Below are 14,832 nucleotides of genomic sequence, written 5' to 3'. Positions count from 1 at the left end.
AACCGGTGCCGACGGAGCGCAGCGTGGCCGAGGTCGTCCTGGACGACGTTTCGAAGGTGTACCCGGACGGCACCACGGCCGTCGACGATCTCGACCTCGCCATCGGCGACGGCGAGTTCATGGTGCTGGTCGGGCCCTCGGGTTGCGGCAAGACCACCGCCCTGCGCATGGTCGCCGGGCTGGAGGACATCAGCAGCGGCGAGGTGCGGGTCGGCGGCCGGGTCGTCAACGACGTGGCGCCCAAGGACCGGGACATCGCCATGGTGTTCCAGAGCTATGCCCTGTACCCGCACCTCAGCGTGTTCGAGAACATCGCCTTCGGCCTGCGCCTGCGCAAGGTGCCCAGGGACGAGGTCGACCGGCGGGTGCGTGAGGCGGCCCGCATCCTCGACCTCGAGGAGCTGCTGAAGCGCAAGCCGCGCGCCCTGTCGGGCGGGCAGCGCCAGCGGGTGGCGATGGGCCGGGCCATCGTGCGCGAGCCACAGGCGTTCCTGATGGACGAGCCGCTCTCCAACCTCGACGCCAAGCTGCGCGTCCAGATGCGGGCGGAGATCGGGCGTATCCAGGCCGACCTGGGCGTCACCACGATCTACGTCACCCACGACCAGACCGAGGCCATGACGCTCGGCGACCGGGTGGCGGTGATGCGCAAGGGCGTCCTCCAGCAGGTCGCCACGCCCCAGGAGCTCTACGACGACCCCGTCAACCTGTTCGTGGCCGGGTTCATCGGTTCCCCCGCCATGAACCTGGTGGAGGCGACCATCGAGGACGGCGGCGGCGACGGCTGGTGGCTGCGGATGGGGAGCCGGCGGCTGCGCCTCGACGACAAGGTGACGGCCGGGCGGCCGGCGCTCGCTTCGTACCGGGGCCGGGCGGTGGCGGCGGGGATCCGTCCCGAGGACATGGAGGACGCCGCCCTGGCGGGCGACGCGCCCGCCGACCGGCGGCTGTCGGTCACCGCCGACCTGGTCGAGGCCATGGGGTCGGACGTCTTCGTGCACTTCGAGGTGGACGCGCCGCCGGTCGTCACGGAGGAGACCCGCGAGCTGGCCGAGGACGTGGACGCCGAGCAGGCGCGCCAGCTGGCCGACGCCACGGCGTCGGCCAGGGCGAACATGGTGGCCCGGTGCGGCCCGCGCACGGCGGCCAGGCAGGGGGAGCGACTCGAGGTCGTGGTGGACACCGCCCGGTTCCACTTCTTCGACCTGGGCACGGGGGCGTCGATCGGGGGGCAGGGCGGCGGCACGGGACCACGAGGGTCCCCGCCCACATCGGAAGGAGCCGAGCAGTGACGAGAAACGGGAGATGGCCGCGGCTGGTGGCGCTGCTGAGCGTCATGGCGTTGGCGGCGGGCGCCTGCGGCGGGGGCGACGACGACGAGGAGGCCACCGACACGACCGGCGGCGCCGCCGGCACCGGCGACACGGTCGAGATGATCGCCAAGTGGACCGGCGCCGAGCTGGAGGCAGCCCAGGAGGTCATGGCCGCGTTCACCGAGGAGACGGGCATCAAGGTCAACCTGCAGGGCGTGGGCGACGACCTGCCCACCATCCTGTCGACCCGGGTCGAGGGCGGGAACCCGCCCGACGTGGCCCAGCTCCCCCAGCCCGGCCTCCTGGTCGACCTGGCGGAGCGCAACGCCCTCCTGCCCATCGACGAGTTCGTGGGCGACCAGGTCGAGGAGCGCTACGCCGCGGTGTGGAACGAGCTCGGGTCGCACGACGGCAAGCTCTACGGCGTGTGGTTCAAGGCGGCCAACAAGTCGACCGTCTGGTACAGCGTGCCCGCCTGGGAGCAGGCCGAGCTCGAGCCGCCGGAGACGTGGGAGGACTGGGTGGCGGCGTCGCAGGACCTGCTCGACGCCGGCACCAAGCCGCTCGCGGTGGGGGCCGCCGACGGCTGGGTGCTCTCGGACTGGTTCGAGAACGTCTACCTGCGCATGTCCGGGCCCGAGAAGTACGACCAGCTGGCGGCCCACGAGATCCCGTGGACCGACCAGAGCGTGAAGGACGCCCTCAACAAGATGAAGGAGATGATCGGCAACGACGCCTTCGTCAACAAGGGCCTGTCCGGGGCGCTCCAGGTCACCTTCGAGGACAGCGTGAAGCAGGTCTTCGGCTCGCCGCCCGAGGCGGCCACCGTCTACGAGGGCGACTTCGTGGCCAACACCATCCGGGAGGAGACCGACGCCAAGGCGGAGGAGGACTACAACTTCTTCGCCTTCCCGTCCGTCGACGGGTCCGACCCCGCCATCGTGGGCGGCGGCGACGTCGTCGTCATGCTGAAGGACCGCCCCGCCGTGCGCGAGCTCATCGAGTACCTCGCCACCGGTGAGGCGGCCGAGGTGTGGGCGAAGCTGGGCGGGTTCTCGTCCCCCAACAAGGACGTGGACCTGTCGGTGTACCCCGACGACATCGCCCGCGAGGCGGCGCGGCAGCTGGTGGAGGCGGAGACGTTCCGCTTCGACCTCTCCGACACCGTCCCCGCCGCCCTGGGGGCCACCAAGGGCGCGGGCATCTGGGGTCGCCTCCAGGACTGGATGGGCAACCCGAACAACGTCGACCAGGTGACCCAGCGCCTGGAGGACGAGGCCAAGGCGGCCACGACCGAATGACGGCGACGGGGGCGGCGGCCACCTCGGTCCCGCCCTCTCTGGCGACCACCAAGCCGGGCCGGCCGCACATCCGCCGGCCCGGCGACGGCGGGCGAGGCGCTGCCGTCCTGCTGGCCGGCATCTTCCTCCTGCCCGCCCTGCTCCTGCTGGGCGCCTTCGTGGTGTGGCCGGCGATCGCCACCGCCATCCGGAGCCTGTACAACGTGGCCGGCGACGAGTTCGTCGGCCTGGACAACTACCGGACCATGTTCGAGCTGCGGCGCATGCGCCGGGCCATGGTGAACAGCTTCTTCTGGGTGGCGGCCTTCCCGGCGCTCGTCGTCACCGTCGGGCTCGTCCTGGCCGTGCTCTCCGACAAGGTGTCGTGGAAGACGGCGTTCAAGACGATCGTCTTCCTGCCCATGGCCATCTCCCTGCTGGCGTCGGGGGTCATCTGGCGCATCGTCTACGAGAGCGACCCCGACCGGGGCGTGATCAACGCCGTGCTCGACATCCCCCGCTCCGCCCTGTCGCCCCCCGGCGAGCTGGCGGGCGCCGTGCCGTCGCTGCCCGACGCCTTCCGCGTCCGGAGCGACCGGGGGTTGGAGGCGCCGGTGGCGGTCGGCGACGGCGGCGGGGTCGCCCGCATCGGGCTCCTCCGCCTCCGCAGTGACCAGGTGGCGTCGTCGGCCGCCCAGGCCGCCGACCCCGTGGCCGAGGCGGGCACCGTCGCCGGCGTGGTCTGGCGCGACGTGCGGCCGGGCGACGACGAGAAGGGCGTGGTCGAGGACGGCGAGGACGGCGTGCCCGCCGTCACCGTCTCGCTCGTGTCGGCGGCCGGTGACGAGGTGGGCACCGCCACCACCGGGGACGACGGCTCCTTCCGCTTCTCCGGCGTCGAGCCGGGCGACTACTCCGTGCGGGTGGCGGCCAGCGAGTTCCGGCCGCCGTGGCAGGGCATCTCGTGGCTGGGCGAGAGCCTGGTGACGCCGGCCGCCATCATCGCCGCCGTCTGGGTGTGGGCGGGCTTCGCCATGGTGACCATCGGTGCCGGGCTGGCCGCCATCGACCGGCAGCTGCTGGAGGCCGCCCGGGTGGACGGGGCATCGGAGTGGACGGTGTTCCGGAAGGTCACCGTGCCCCTCCTCGGGCCCGTGCTCGGCGTGGTGTTCATCACCATGACGATCAACGCGCTGAAGATGTTCGACCTGGTGTTCGCCATCGCCCCCGGGGCGGTGCAGGACGAGGCCAACGTGATCGCCCTGGAGATGTGGCGCACCGCGTTCACCGGGGCCGGCAACCGCGGGCTGGGCGCCGCCATCGCGGTGTTCCTGTTCGTCCTGGTCGTCCCCGTCCTGGCGTTCAACATCCGCCGGTTCCGCATCGACGAGGAGCGCCGGTGAGGCTGCTGCGCCGGAGTGCCGTCCACGCCGTGCTCGTGGTCGTCGCCGTGTTCTGGCTCGTACCGACGCTCGGCCTGTTCGTCACCAGCCTGCGCCCCGTCCAGACCTACGGGCGCTCGGGATGGTGGCAGGGACTGACGAAGCCGGCCGAGCTGACCATCGAGTCGTACCGCGGCTTCTTCGAGAACTCGGAACTGGTCGACAGCGTGTGGAACACCGTCCTGATCACCGTGCCGTCGGCCGTCCTCGTCGTCCTCGTCGCCTCCATGGCCGGGTACGCCTTCGCATGGATGCGCTTCCCGGGCCGCGACGCGCTGTTCCTGGTCGTCGTCGGCCTCCTGGTGGTGCCGCTCCAGATGGCGCTGATCCCGGTGTTCCAGCTCTACCGGCGCCTCGGCATCGAGGGCATCCCCGCCGTCGTGCTCTTCCACGTCGCCTTCGGCCTCCCGTTCGCCGTGTTCCTGCTGCGCAACTTCTTCGCCGGGCTCCCCCGGGACCTGTTCGAGGCCGCCCGGCTGGACGGGGCGTCGGAGTGGCGGATCTTCCTGCGCATCGTCCTGCCCCTGGGCGCCCCCGCCATCGCCGCCCTGGGCATCTTCCAGTTCCTCTGGGTGTGGAACGACCTGCTGGTGGCGCTGATCTTCGCCGGTGACAGCCCGCCGCTCACCGTCGCCATCGGCCGCCGCCTGGGCCAGTTCGGCAGCAACATCGGGATCATCGCCCCGGCGTCGTTCGTGTCGATGGCGGTGCCGCTGGTGGTGTTCTTCGCCTTCCAGCGCCACTTCGAGGCCGGCCTCCTCGGCGGCTCGGTGAAGTAGCCGCCCTCGGGCCGTCCGGGAAAACGGTCCTTCTTGCAACAAATCGGGCCGCGCCGTGTTACCTTCCCTTCGGGGCTGCGGACGCCCCGCGGAGGGTGCGCCCACCGCTTCTCACGAACCTGGGGGATGGACAAATGACGCTGAAGCGAAAGCTCTTCGCCGCGCCCGTGCTGGCGCTGGGCCTCGTCGTCGGATCGGCGAGCTCGGCGTACGCGTTCCACTGCATCAACGCCAGCCGCTCCGCGCAGGGCGAGGCCGGTGCCGCCAAGTCGAACGGTTGGTTCACGCTCACGCTCACCGACCTGTTCACCGACGCGGTGGAGAACTTCGAGGAGTTCGGCCTGCCGGAGGCCGACCTCAGCCAGGTGCCGGCCATGGTGGCGGCGGCGGAGGCGGCCGGCGTGCCCTCGTCGTTCACGGTCAACGCCCACACGACCGCCGCCCAGGGCACCCTGAAGAAGGAGGGCGCCAAGCAGGCGGACGACGGCAAGGGCATCGACTTCTTCGACGCCGTCTACCTGGACCGCCTCATCGGCGCCTACCTCAGCGTCGCCGGCGGGTAGCTCCCAAGGCACGGGTCTCCTGGCGGGGCGGGCCGTGGCGGCCCGCCCCGCCACGCGCCGCTACGGCTCGGTGACCGCGCCCCGCTCGGCGCCCGTCACCAGGCGGGCGTACTTGGCCAGCACGCCGGTGGTGTAGCGGGGCGGGGGCAGCTTCCACTCGCCCTTGCGCCGGGTCAGCTCGGCGTCGTCGACGAGGAGGTCGATGGAGCGGGCAACCACGTCGATCACGATGCGGTCGCCGTCGCGGACGAAGGCGATGGGGCCGCCGTCCACCGCCTCGGGCGCCACGTGGCCGATGCAGAACCCGTGGGTGCCGCCCGAGAAGCGGCCGTCGGTGAGCAGGGCGCAGTCCCCGCCCCGGCCGGCGCCCTTCATGGCACCGGTGACGGCCAGCATCTCGCGCATGCCGGGCCCGCCCTTGGGGCCCTCGTAGCGGATGACGACCACCGTGCCGGGCTCGATGACGCCGGCGAGCACGGCCTCCAGCGCTCCCTGTTCGCCCTCGAACACCCGGGCGGTCCCGTCGAAGCGGTCGACGTCGATGCCGGCCACCTTGACCACCGAGCCGTCGGGTGCCAGCGAGCCGTGCAGCACGGCGATGCCGCCGTCGGCGTGGATGGGCTCGGACAGCGGGCGGATCACCGAGCCGTCGGGGGCCGGTGGGTCCAACCGGGCCAGGTTCTCGGCCATCGTCCGGCCGGTCACCGTGAGGCAGTCGCCGTGGAGGAGACCGGCCTCGAGGAGGGTGCGGAGCACGACGGGGACGCCGCCCACCCGGTCGACGTCCACCATGTGGTACCGCCCGTGCGGCTTGGTGTCGGCGATGTGGGGCGTGCGCCGGCCGACCCGGTTGAAGTCCTCGAGGTTGAGCTCGACGCGGGCCTCGTTGGCGATGGCCAGCAGGTGGAGCACGGCGTTGGTCGACCCGCCGAGCGCCATCACCACGGCGATGGCGTTCTCGAACGCCTCCCTGGTGAGGATCTGGCGGGGCCGGATGTTCGCCTCCAGCAGGCCCACCACCGCCTCGCCGCTGCGCCTGGCGTAGTCGTCCCGGCGGGGGTCGACGGCCGCCGGCGACGAGCTGCCGGGCAGCGACATGCCCAGGGCCTCGCCGACGGCGGCCATGGTGTTGGCGGTGAACATGCCGGCGCACGATCCGATGGTGGGGCAGGCGTGGCGCTCGATGAGCGAGAGCTCCTCGTCGGTGAGCGACCCGGCGGCGCGGGCACCCACCGCCTCGAACACGCTGACGATGTCGAGGTTGCGCTCGGCCGGGTCGTCGGGGATGCGCCCGGGCAGGATGGAGCCGCCGTAGAGGAAGACCGACGGCAGGTTGAGACGGGCGGCGGCCATCAGCATGCCGGGCAGCGACTTGTCGCAGCCGGCCAGGGCGACCAAAGCGTCGAAGCGCTCGGCGTGCATCATTGTCTCCACCGAGTCGGCGATCACCTCCCGGCTGACGAGCGACGCCCGCATGCCCTCGTGGCCCATCGAGATCCCGTCGCTCACCGCGATGGTCACGAACTCGATCGGGTAGGCGCCGGCCGCCCGCACGCCCTCCTTGGCCCGCTTGGCCAGGGCGTCGAGGGGCATGTTGCAGGGCGTGACCTCGTTCCACGAGGACGCCACGCCCACCTGCGCCTTGTCGAAGTCGTCGTCGGTCATGCCGACGGCGCGCAGCATCGCACGCGCCGGCGCCCGCTCGAAGCCGTCGGTGACCTCGCGCGAGCGGGGGCGGTTCTGCGTCGTCATGGCTCCGAGGATAGGCCGCCGGCGATGATTCGCCCTTTTGTCACTTGACTCATTGCTGTCCATCCGCGAGGTTTCAGGGACACGCCACGAAGTGGCCCGGCGGCACGGGAGGCAACAGTGGGACTTCGAATCGCAGGTGGGCTCGTCGCGCTCGGGATGGCGTCGACGCTGGTCGTCGGTGCCGCGAGCGCCGACCCGAAGGGCTTCCAGGTGCCCCTGGAGTGCGACAACGGCCAGACCTACGTGGTGAACACCAACGGGAACGGGCAGTTCACCCCCGGTCTGGTCGAGGGCGACACGGCCGTGCTCGTACCGATCGCCTTCGGCGACTTCACCGGCACCGTGTACGACGAGAGCGGGAACGTCGTGGAGACGTTCACCGAAGAGGGCGGCACCAAGGGCCGGTCGGCCAAGGGCGTGAAGAACCCGGTCACCTGCACCTTCTCCTTCAGCGAGGTGAGCGACGGGTCCGACCCCGAGTTCCCGGAGGGCTACACCTTCGAGGGGAGCGGCTCGGTCGTGGTGAGGATCACCCCGAGCCGCTGAGGTCCGCGGGCGCCGTCGCGGGGAAAGGGCTCCCGCGGCGGCCCGGGAGGGCGCGATGACTTCGGCCCCGTCCTGGCGTCTGTACCGGTGGAGAGCGTGAACCGACGGACGAAAGGACGGGTTCGATGCCCAGGATCACCCCGTGGCTGTGGTTCGACACCGAGGCCCAGGAGGCGGCCGAGTTCTACACGTCCGTGTTCGCGAACTCGCGGGTCACCGACGTCAGCCACTACGGCGAGAACATGCCCAGGCCGGCCGGCACGGTGATGACGGTCTCGTTCGAGCTGGACGGCCAGGAGTTCGTCGGCCTCAACGGGGGGCCGGAGTTCTCCTTCAACGAGTCCATCTCCTTCCAGATCGAGTGCGCCGACCAGGCCGAGGTGGACCACTACTGGGGCCGGCTGTCCGACGGTGGCAAGGAGGGGCCGTGCGGCTGGCTGACCGACCGCTACGGCGTGTCGTGGCAGGTCGTCCCCAGGCGGCTCCACGAGCTGTTCCGGGACCCCGACCAGGGCCGGGCGAACCGGGCCGTCCAGGCCATGCTCCGGATGCAGAAGATCGACATCGCCGCCCTGGAGCGCGCCGCCGAAGGAGCCTGAGCGCAAGGGGCCGCGTGACGGCTACCGCTCGGCCGCCAGCTGTCCCCGCACGGCGCCGCCCGGGTACTCGGCGTTGTGGACGTTCACGTAGAAGTCGCCCGGGTGGGCGAGGATCTCCGCCACGATCCCCGGAGGGTTGCCGGGGAACTTGCCCGCCTCGCCCTCGGTGAGGCAGTCAGCCGCGTTCCCGTCGGTCGGGGCGCCCAGCGAGGCGACGACGCCGCCGGCGGTGCCCGGGGCGCCGCGGTGGATGTGGGCGGCCGTGGCCGGCGCGATGCCGTCGACCGTGAGGACGTAGCAGAGGGTGGACGCATCGCCGTCGATGCCGAACACGTAGAACTCCCCCCGACCGTCGGGGTCGCCCACGATCCGGTTGTTCGTCGCTCCCGGCGCCACCTCGCTGCGGCCGTCGAGCGTGGCCACCAGCACCGGGTTGGCGTGGCCGGCCCCGGCGACGCCCAGCGGGCCCAGGGCGGCGCCGGCGGTGAACGCGGCACCCAGGCCCACGGCTGCGATCAGCTTGTTCCTCATGTCCGCTCCCCTGCCTCGTCGGGACTCTCGAAGCCTCTACGGAGGTGCGGCGCAACCGGATGACCCGGTCAGCCGGGCGTGAGCGCGAGCAGCGTCTCGCTGGTCGATCCCGAGAACCGGACGACGCCGAAGCGACCGTCCGAGGCCTCGTCCTGGCGGAGCAGGAGACGCCGCTCCAGGGAGACCCACGTCGTCTGGGTGAGGGTCGACACGATGTCGCCCGACAGGCTGAGCACGACCTCGACCACCAGGGCGGGGACCCGCTGGTCCCCCACCGCCAGCACCTCCGAGCGCAGCGCCCGGAAGGTGGAGTCGACGCTGGTCAGCCCGTCGGTCGAGGTGAGCCGCCAGGTCCAGGTGCGGCCGGGGGCGGCGTCGGCGGGCAGGGCGAGGACGGGCGGCGAGGCCCGCACCTCCTTGTCGATCCCCTGGTCGGTCAAGCGCAGGTAGACGAGGTGGGCGCCGCCGGCGTCGAGCCGCAGCACCTGCTCGGTGGTGCGCGAGAACGCCCGGCGCACGCTGCGCTGGTCGGAGCCCGACGGCGGGTCGACGGTCAGCGTGGTCTCCCCGTTGCGGGACTGGGGCCCGGTGAGCGTGGACGTGAACTGGCCGGCGGAGGCGTACCGGTAGGTGCCCGGCGTGGTGAACGGGAGGCCGGGCGGGGAGGGTGCGGCGGTCGTCGTCGTAGCCGGCAGCGCCGTCGACGTCGTGGGACCGCCCCGGGCGGACGTCGTGGGCGTCGTGGTGGCCGCCGGGCCGGACGACGCGACGGTGGGGACGGCAGCCGTCGTGGTGGTGGTCGTGGTGGTCGTGGTGGCGCCGTCGGGCTCCCTCGCCGAGTCGTCACCGTCGTCCCCGCCGCAGGCGGCGGCCAGGAGGAGCGATGCGACGACGACCGCCGCGCCGCGCCGGCGGCGGACGTCGGTCCCCGCCGGGCGCCGGGCGCCGCTCATCCCGCCGCAGCCCGCTCCCGGAGCAGGGCGGTCACCGCCTTGCCGTCCGCCTTGCCGCCGGTGGCGCGCATCACCTGGCCGACGAAGAACCCGGTCACCTTGGCGTCGCCCGCCTTGAAGCGCTCCCACTCGGCCGGGTTCCCGGCGACGGCGGCGTCGACGGCCGATGCCAGCGCGTCGGCGCCCAGGGCCTCGAAGCCGCGAGCCTCGGCGATCGCCTCGGGGTCGCCGCCGCCGGCCAGCAGCTCGGCCAGCACCTGCTTGGCCTGGGTGGCGGTGAGGCGGCCCTCGTCCTCCAGGCGCAGCAGCTTGGTGAACGCGTCCGGGTCGAGGCGGCGGGCGGCGTCGAGGTCGGCCGCCACCTCGTTGACGGCCCGGTTGACCGCACGCCGCCCGTCGGCCCGGGCGGCGACGGCGGCCATCACCAGGCTGTCGAGATCGAGCTCCACGACGGTGGCCGCCAGCGGGGCGTCCACCCCGGTGGCCTCGCTGATGCGGTGGCGGCGGGCTGCCGGGAGCATGGGCAGGGCGGCCCGCACGCGGTGCCGCCACTCCTCCTCCGGTGCCAGCGGCAGCAGGTCGGGCTCGGGGAAGTACCGGTAGTCGTAGGCCTCCTCCTTGGAGCGCCCCGACGTGGTGCGGCCGGCGTCCTCGTTCCAGTGGCGGGTCTCCTGAACCACGCGGTCGCCGCCCTGGAGGAGGTCCCACTGGCGGGCCGCCTCGTACTCGACGGCCCGGACCAACGACCGCAGCGAGTTCAGGTTCTTGATCTCGCAGCGGGTGCCCAGGGTGTCGCTGCCTCCGGCCCGCACGGAGACGTTGGCGTCGACGCGGAGCGACCCCTCCTCCATCTTCCCGTCCGAGGCGCCGGTTGTCACGAGGATGGCCCGCAGCTCGCGCACGTAGTCCACGGCCTGGGTCGCCGAGCGGAGGTCGGGCCGGCTCACGACCTCGACGAGGGGGACGCCGGCCCGGTTGTAGTCGATGAGGGCGTAGTCGGCGCCGTGGATGCGGCCGCTGCCGCCCACGTGGGTGTTCTTGCCGGTGTCCTCCTCCATGTGGGCCCGCTCGATGCCCACCACCGACCCGTCCGGCAGCTCCAGGCGGCCCTCGACGTTGATGGGCTCGTCGTACTGGCTGACCTGGTAGTTCTTGGGCATGTCCGGATAGAAGTAGTTCTTCCGGTGGAAGATGCTGGGCCGCACCTCGCACGACAGGGCCTCGCCCACCCGCATCGCCAGCTCCACCGCCTGGTGGTTGAGCACCGGCAGCGACCCGGGCAGCCCCAGGCACACGGGGCAGACGTTGGTGTTCGGCTCGTCGCCGAACGCGTTGGGGCAGCCGCAGAACAGCTTGGTGGCCGTCCGCAGCTCGCAGTGGACCTCGAGGCCGATCACCGTCTCGTAGGGCGGGGCCGGCGTCGTCGTCTCAGCCACGGGCTGCCTCCAGGGCGGCGGCGACGCGGAACATCACCGGCTCGCCGAGGGCGGGCGCCATCACCTGCACGCCGACCGGCAGCCCGTCGTCGCCGGCGCCGAAGGGCAGCGACAGAGCCGGGTGACCCGCCAGGTTCGACGGGATGGTGCACACGTCGCTCATGTACATGGTCAGGGGGTCGGCCGTCCTGGCCCCGAAGGCGAAGGCGGTGGTCGGCGCCGTCGGCGACAGGAGGACGTCGAACTGCTCGTAGGCGGCCTCGAAGTCCTGGATGATCAGGGTGCGCACCCGCTGGGCCTGGCCGTAGTAGGCGTCGTAGTACCCGGCCGACAGGGCGTAGGTGCCGAGCATGATCCGCCGCTTCACCTCGGCCCCGAACCCGGCGCCCCGGGTGGCGGCGTTCATGGCGGCCACGTCGGAGCCGTCCACCCGCAGCCCGTAGCGGACGCCGTCGTAGCGGGCCAGGTTGCTGGACGCCTCGGCGGGGGCGATCAGGTAGTAGGCGGCCAGCCCGTGCACGGTCATGGGCAGGGAGACGTCGTCCACCTTGGCGCCGGCGTCGGCCAGGGCGTCGGCCGCCCGCCGCACGCACGCCTCGACGTCGGCGTCCACCCCGGTGATCAGCTCGCGCACGAGGCCGACGCGCAGGCCCTCGACGCCGCCGGCCAGCCCGGCGCTGATGGCCGGCGCCGCCCGGGGGATGGACGTGGAGTCCATCGGGTCGTGACCGGCGATGGCCTCCAGCAGCAGGGCGGCGTCGGCCACCGTGGCGGCGAAGGGGCCGATCTGGTCCAGCGACGAGGCGAACGCCACCAGGCCGTAGCGGCTGACCACCCCGTAGGTGGGCTTCACGCCCACGACACCGCAGAAGGCGGCGGGCTGGCGGATGGAGCCCCCCGTGTCGGAGCCGAGGGCGAGCGGGGCGAAGCCGGCGGCCACCGCCGCCGCGCTGCCGCCGCTCGACCCGCCCGGCACCCGGGAGGTGTCCCGGGGGTTGCGGGTCGGCCCGAACGCCGAGTTCTCGGTGGACGACCCCATGGCGAACTCGTCGAGGTTGGTCTTGCCGACGACCACCGCACCCGCCGCCGCCAGGCGCTGGACGACGGTGGCGTCGTAGGGCGGGCGCCAGCCGTCGAGGATGCGGCTGCTGCACGTGGTGGGGACCCCGCGCGTGCACAGGTTGTCCTTGAGGGCGACAGGGACGCCGGCCAGGGGGCCGGGGTCCTGGCCCGCCGCCACCCGGGCGTCGACCGCGTCCGCCGCAGCCCGGGCCTGGTCGGCCAGCACGGCGTTGAAGGCGTGGAGCTCGCCCTCGCCCGCGGCGATCCGGGACAGGCTGTCCTCGACCACCTGGCGGGCGGTGCGCTCGCCCCGGCGGACGGCGGCGGCGATCTCCCCGGCGGTCACCGGCGCCCCCACCGCCCGGGACGTCGCACCGGCGCATCGGCGGGGCGCCGGCGCCGCGGGCGGGTCACGGCTCCTCCCCGAGGATGGGCGGGACGCGGAAGCGGCCGTCCTCGGCCCTGGGCGCCATGGCCAGCACCTCGTCGCGTTCGAGCACGGGACGGGGCTCGTCGGGGCGGAGGACGTTGCGGAGCGGGAGGGGGTGGGCGGTCGGTGCCACGCCCGAGGTGTCCAGGGCGGCGACGTCGGCCGCGTGGTCGAGCACGGCACCCAGCTCGACGACGAGGCGGGCCATCTCCTCCTCGGTCAGGTCCAGGCGGGCGAGCTTGGCGACGTGGGCGACGTCGGCCGGCGTGATGCGATCGGACACCGAGCCCAGACTACGAGACCGGCACCCGGTCCTCGCCGGCGGCCGTCACCTCCCCCGCGAACTCGACGGTGCGCCGCTCGATGAGCTCGGCGTCCCAGTCCAGGGTGGCGACGTGGAAGCTGCGCTCGAGGATCACCCGCTCCACCGGCCCGGCCACCCGCTCGGCCAGCAGGTCGCTGCTCGACGGCGGCACCACGTGGTCCTTGCGGCTGGTGAAGAGGAGGAGGGGCGACCGGATGCGCCCGAGGCGGGGCTCGAGCCGGCCCAGGGCCTGCATGAGCGACAGCGAGGCCGCCACCGGGGTCCCGCGGTACCCGCCCTCCCCCCGCTCGACGGGGCGGGCGACGTCGCCGCCGATGCCGGGCATGACCTCGACGCCCTCGGCCAACAGGCCTTCCAGGATGTCGAGGAACGACGGGGCGGGCGGCTCGATCATGGGGTTCACGCACACCACGCCGGCCAGCGCGGCGGGCGTACGGGCCGCCAGCCAGCACGCCAGCGTGCCGCCCATCGACAGGCCGACGACCACCACCCGGTCGCAGCGCGAGGCCAGGTGGTCGTACGCCTCCCCGGCGGCGCCCGACCAGTCCTCCCACCGCTTGTCGATCAGGTCGTCCATCGACGTGCCGTGCCCCGGGAGCAGCGGCGCCTCCACCGTGAACCCGGCGCCGGCCAGGGCGGACGCCAACCCGAGCACCGACGCCGGCGTCCCGGTGAACCCGTGGAGGACCAGGGCGCCGCACGGCCCGCCCGCCGCCCGGAACGGCCCGGCGGCGTCGCTGCGGGCCGGCCCGTCGGTCATGCCGCAACCGTACGCGGCGCTAGCGCCGAGAAAGGGAACCTTTGCGATGTTCGCTGACCGAAAAGACCCTGATCCGCCGATGGACACAGCGCTTTCGAACATCGCAAGGGTTCCCTGAAGCGGCGCTAGCGTTCCCCGACCGCCCCGCACCTCCCGAGGAGATCGCCCGTGCCCGAGACCTACCCCTTCCTCAGCGCCGAGTGGCTGGAGGAGGCCCGCAGGATCCGTGAGGAGTTCAAGGGTCAGGTGCCGGCCGGCGAGAACGCCGTGAAGCTCAACCAGGTGATCACCGACGTCCCCTTCGGCGAGGGGACGATCAACGCCCACCTCGACACCTCGGGCGGCGAGCTGGACCTGGAGACGGGCCACCTCGACGACGCCGAGGTGTCGATCACCCTGGACTACGAGACGGCCAAGGCCGTCTTCATCGACCCGCAGAGCGCCATCCAGCACTTCATGGCGGGCAAGATCAAGGTGCAGGGCGACATGACCAAGCTGCTGACGGTGGTGCAGGCGCCGCCCGAGTCGGTGGCGGGCGAGGCCCAGCGCCGCATCGCCGAGATCACCGCCTGAGCCGAGGCGTCCCGCCCCGGCGCGCAGGAGCCCACGGGGGGCTCGCGCCGGCAACGGCTGGGGGATCGCTGCCTCGGCAAGCGCCACCCCGTGGGCCTGCTCACCGGAATTCTCGGGCATCCCGCCCTTTGCGTCGAGGACCATTTTCGCATGGCCCGAACGGGCCAGGACGGCCGTGGCTATCCGGTGACCGGAAAGCGTTCGCCGCGTTCCCAGCGGAAAGGTCCGTGGCCGCACTCGCCGCCATCGGCGGCCTCAACGGCTGCGGACACCGGTGAAAGGACAGGGCGGAGGCGGCGCGAGCTCCGCTCGCCCGCCGGAGCACCACCCAACTCGACCGAATGGAGTGAGGCGAACGAATGAGGTCGATGATCTACGCCCGGCGGGAGATGAGGAGCCGGTCGCAGACCGAGCAGAAGAAGTCGAGGTCGTCGAGGCGCTCCGACCAGCCGCCCGGCAGCCACTCGATGCTCTCGCAGCGCCGGCAC

15 protein-coding genes are annotated in these 14,832 nt (G+C 72.8%); 8 read left to right on the top strand and 7 right to left on the bottom strand.

What is annotated here, in order from left to right:
* Positions 1-23: 23 nt before the first annotated feature.
* From ugpC to VM242_05680, 5 genes are all read left to right on the top strand, one after another.
* Positions 24-1,292, top strand: coding sequence for a sn-glycerol-3-phosphate ABC transporter ATP-binding protein UgpC (gene ugpC / locus VM242_05700; GenBank protein ID HVM04646.1), 1,269 nt, complete (start codon positions 24-26; stop codon positions 1,290-1,292).
* On the top strand, positions 1,289-2,614 hold the full coding sequence (locus VM242_05695; protein ID HVM04645.1) for an ABC transporter substrate-binding protein: 1,326 nt from the start codon (positions 1,289-1,291) through the stop codon (positions 2,612-2,614). Before ugpC ends, VM242_05695 begins: the two co-directional genes overlap by 4 nt.
* Entirely contained in the window at positions 2,611-3,996 is a 1,386-nt protein-coding gene (locus VM242_05690; GenBank protein ID HVM04644.1) for an ABC transporter permease subunit, read from the top strand. The genes VM242_05695 and VM242_05690 overlap by 4 nt, the downstream gene beginning before the upstream one ends.
* Positions 3,993-4,814 (top strand): carbohydrate ABC transporter permease, encoded by an 822-nt coding sequence (locus VM242_05685; protein ID HVM04643.1) that lies wholly within the window; start codon positions 3,993-3,995, stop codon positions 4,812-4,814. Before VM242_05690 ends, VM242_05685 begins: the two co-directional genes overlap by 4 nt.
* Before the next feature lie 134 nt (positions 4,815-4,948).
* The gene (locus VM242_05680) at positions 4,949-5,377 is read left to right on the top strand and encodes a hypothetical protein (GenBank protein HVM04642.1); all 429 of its coding nucleotides are present in this window, start codon (positions 4,949-4,951) and stop codon (positions 5,375-5,377) included.
* A gap of 60 nt (positions 5,378-5,437) precedes the next feature.
* On the opposite strand, the gene ilvD is transcribed toward VM242_05680, so the two are convergent.
* Positions 5,438-7,129, bottom strand: coding sequence for a dihydroxy-acid dehydratase (ilvD, locus tag VM242_05675; GenBank protein HVM04641.1), 1,692 nt, complete (start codon positions 7,127-7,129; stop codon positions 5,438-5,440).
* Positions 7,130-7,246: 117 nt separating this feature from the next.
* Between ilvD and VM242_05670 the strand changes: the two genes are divergently transcribed.
* Together VM242_05670 and VM242_05665 are read left to right on the top strand one after the other, a co-directional pair.
* Positions 7,247-7,675 (top strand): hypothetical protein, encoded by a 429-nt coding sequence (locus VM242_05670; protein ID HVM04640.1) that lies wholly within the window; start codon positions 7,247-7,249, stop codon positions 7,673-7,675.
* A gap of 125 nt (positions 7,676-7,800) precedes the next feature.
* Positions 7,801-8,274: a VOC family protein gene (locus VM242_05665; protein ID HVM04639.1), complete on the top strand. Its 474-nt coding sequence runs from the start codon at positions 7,801-7,803 to the stop codon at positions 8,272-8,274.
* A gap of 21 nt (positions 8,275-8,295) precedes the next feature.
* Here VM242_05665 and VM242_05660 read toward each other — a convergent pair whose 3' ends face one another.
* The 6 genes from VM242_05660 to VM242_05635 form a co-directional block, all read right to left on the bottom strand.
* The gene (locus VM242_05660; GenBank protein ID HVM04638.1) at positions 8,296-8,805 is read right to left on the bottom strand and encodes a CHRD domain-containing protein; all 510 of its coding nucleotides are present in this window, start codon (positions 8,803-8,805) and stop codon (positions 8,296-8,298) included.
* 68 nt (positions 8,806-8,873) lie between these two features.
* Entirely contained in the window at positions 8,874-9,758 is an 885-nt protein-coding gene (locus VM242_05655; protein HVM04637.1) for a hypothetical protein, read from the bottom strand.
* Positions 9,755-11,194 carry an Asp-tRNA(Asn)/Glu-tRNA(Gln) amidotransferase subunit GatB gene (gene gatB / locus VM242_05650; protein ID HVM04636.1) on the bottom strand — a complete coding sequence of 480 codons (1,440 nt, stop codon included), beginning with the start codon at positions 11,192-11,194 and terminating at the stop codon, positions 9,755-9,757. Before gatB ends, VM242_05655 begins: the two co-directional genes overlap by 4 nt.
* The gene (gatA, locus tag VM242_05645; GenBank protein ID HVM04635.1) at positions 11,187-12,602 is read right to left on the bottom strand and encodes an Asp-tRNA(Asn)/Glu-tRNA(Gln) amidotransferase subunit GatA; all 1,416 of its coding nucleotides are present in this window, start codon (positions 12,600-12,602) and stop codon (positions 11,187-11,189) included. Before gatA ends, gatB begins: the two co-directional genes overlap by 8 nt.
* Positions 12,603-12,666: 64 nt before the next feature.
* Complete coding sequence (gene gatC, locus VM242_05640; protein ID HVM04634.1) at positions 12,667-12,969, bottom strand: Asp-tRNA(Asn)/Glu-tRNA(Gln) amidotransferase subunit GatC; 303 nt, start codon at positions 12,967-12,969, stop codon at positions 12,667-12,669.
* Between the two features lie 10 nt (positions 12,970-12,979).
* Complete coding sequence (locus tag VM242_05635; protein ID HVM04633.1) at positions 12,980-13,771, bottom strand: alpha/beta fold hydrolase; 792 nt, start codon at positions 13,769-13,771, stop codon at positions 12,980-12,982.
* 168 nt (positions 13,772-13,939) lie between these two features.
* Between VM242_05635 and VM242_05630 the strand changes: the two genes are divergently transcribed.
* On the top strand, positions 13,940-14,344 hold the full coding sequence (locus VM242_05630; protein ID HVM04632.1) for an SCP2 sterol-binding domain-containing protein: 405 nt from the start codon (positions 13,940-13,942) through the stop codon (positions 14,342-14,344).
* Positions 14,345-14,832: the final 488 nt, after the last annotated feature.

Source organism: Acidimicrobiales bacterium, from assembly GCA_035540975.1.
Taxonomy (GTDB): domain Bacteria; phylum Actinomycetota; class Acidimicrobiia; order Acidimicrobiales.
This window is presented reverse-complemented; position numbering and strand designations above follow the sequence as displayed.

What these genes read in the sequence shown, in the direction of transcription:
- VM242_05690 (HVM04644.1), top strand. Translation starts at nt 2,611, where the DNA reads ATGACGGCGACGGGGGCGGCGGCCACCTCGGTCCCGCCCTCTCTGGCG.
- VM242_05680 (HVM04642.1), top strand. Translation starts at nt 4,949, where the DNA reads ATGACGCTGAAGCGAAAGCTCTTCGCCGCGCCCGTGCTGGCGCTGGGC.
- ilvD (HVM04641.1), bottom strand. Translation starts at nt 7,129, where the DNA reads ATGACGACGCAGAACCGCCCCCGCTCGCGCGAGGTCACCGACGGCTTC.
- VM242_05665 (HVM04639.1), top strand. Translation starts at nt 7,801, where the DNA reads ATGCCCAGGATCACCCCGTGGCTGTGGTTCGACACCGAGGCCCAGGAG.
- VM242_05660 (HVM04638.1), bottom strand. Translation starts at nt 8,805, where the DNA reads ATGAGGAACAAGCTGATCGCAGCCGTGGGCCTGGGTGCCGCGTTCACC.
- VM242_05655 (HVM04637.1), bottom strand. Translation starts at nt 9,758, where the DNA reads ATGAGCGGCGCCCGGCGCCCGGCGGGGACCGACGTCCGCCGCCGGCGC.
- VM242_05635 (HVM04633.1), bottom strand. Translation starts at nt 13,771, where the DNA reads ATGACCGACGGGCCGGCCCGCAGCGACGCCGCCGGGCCGTTCCGGGCG.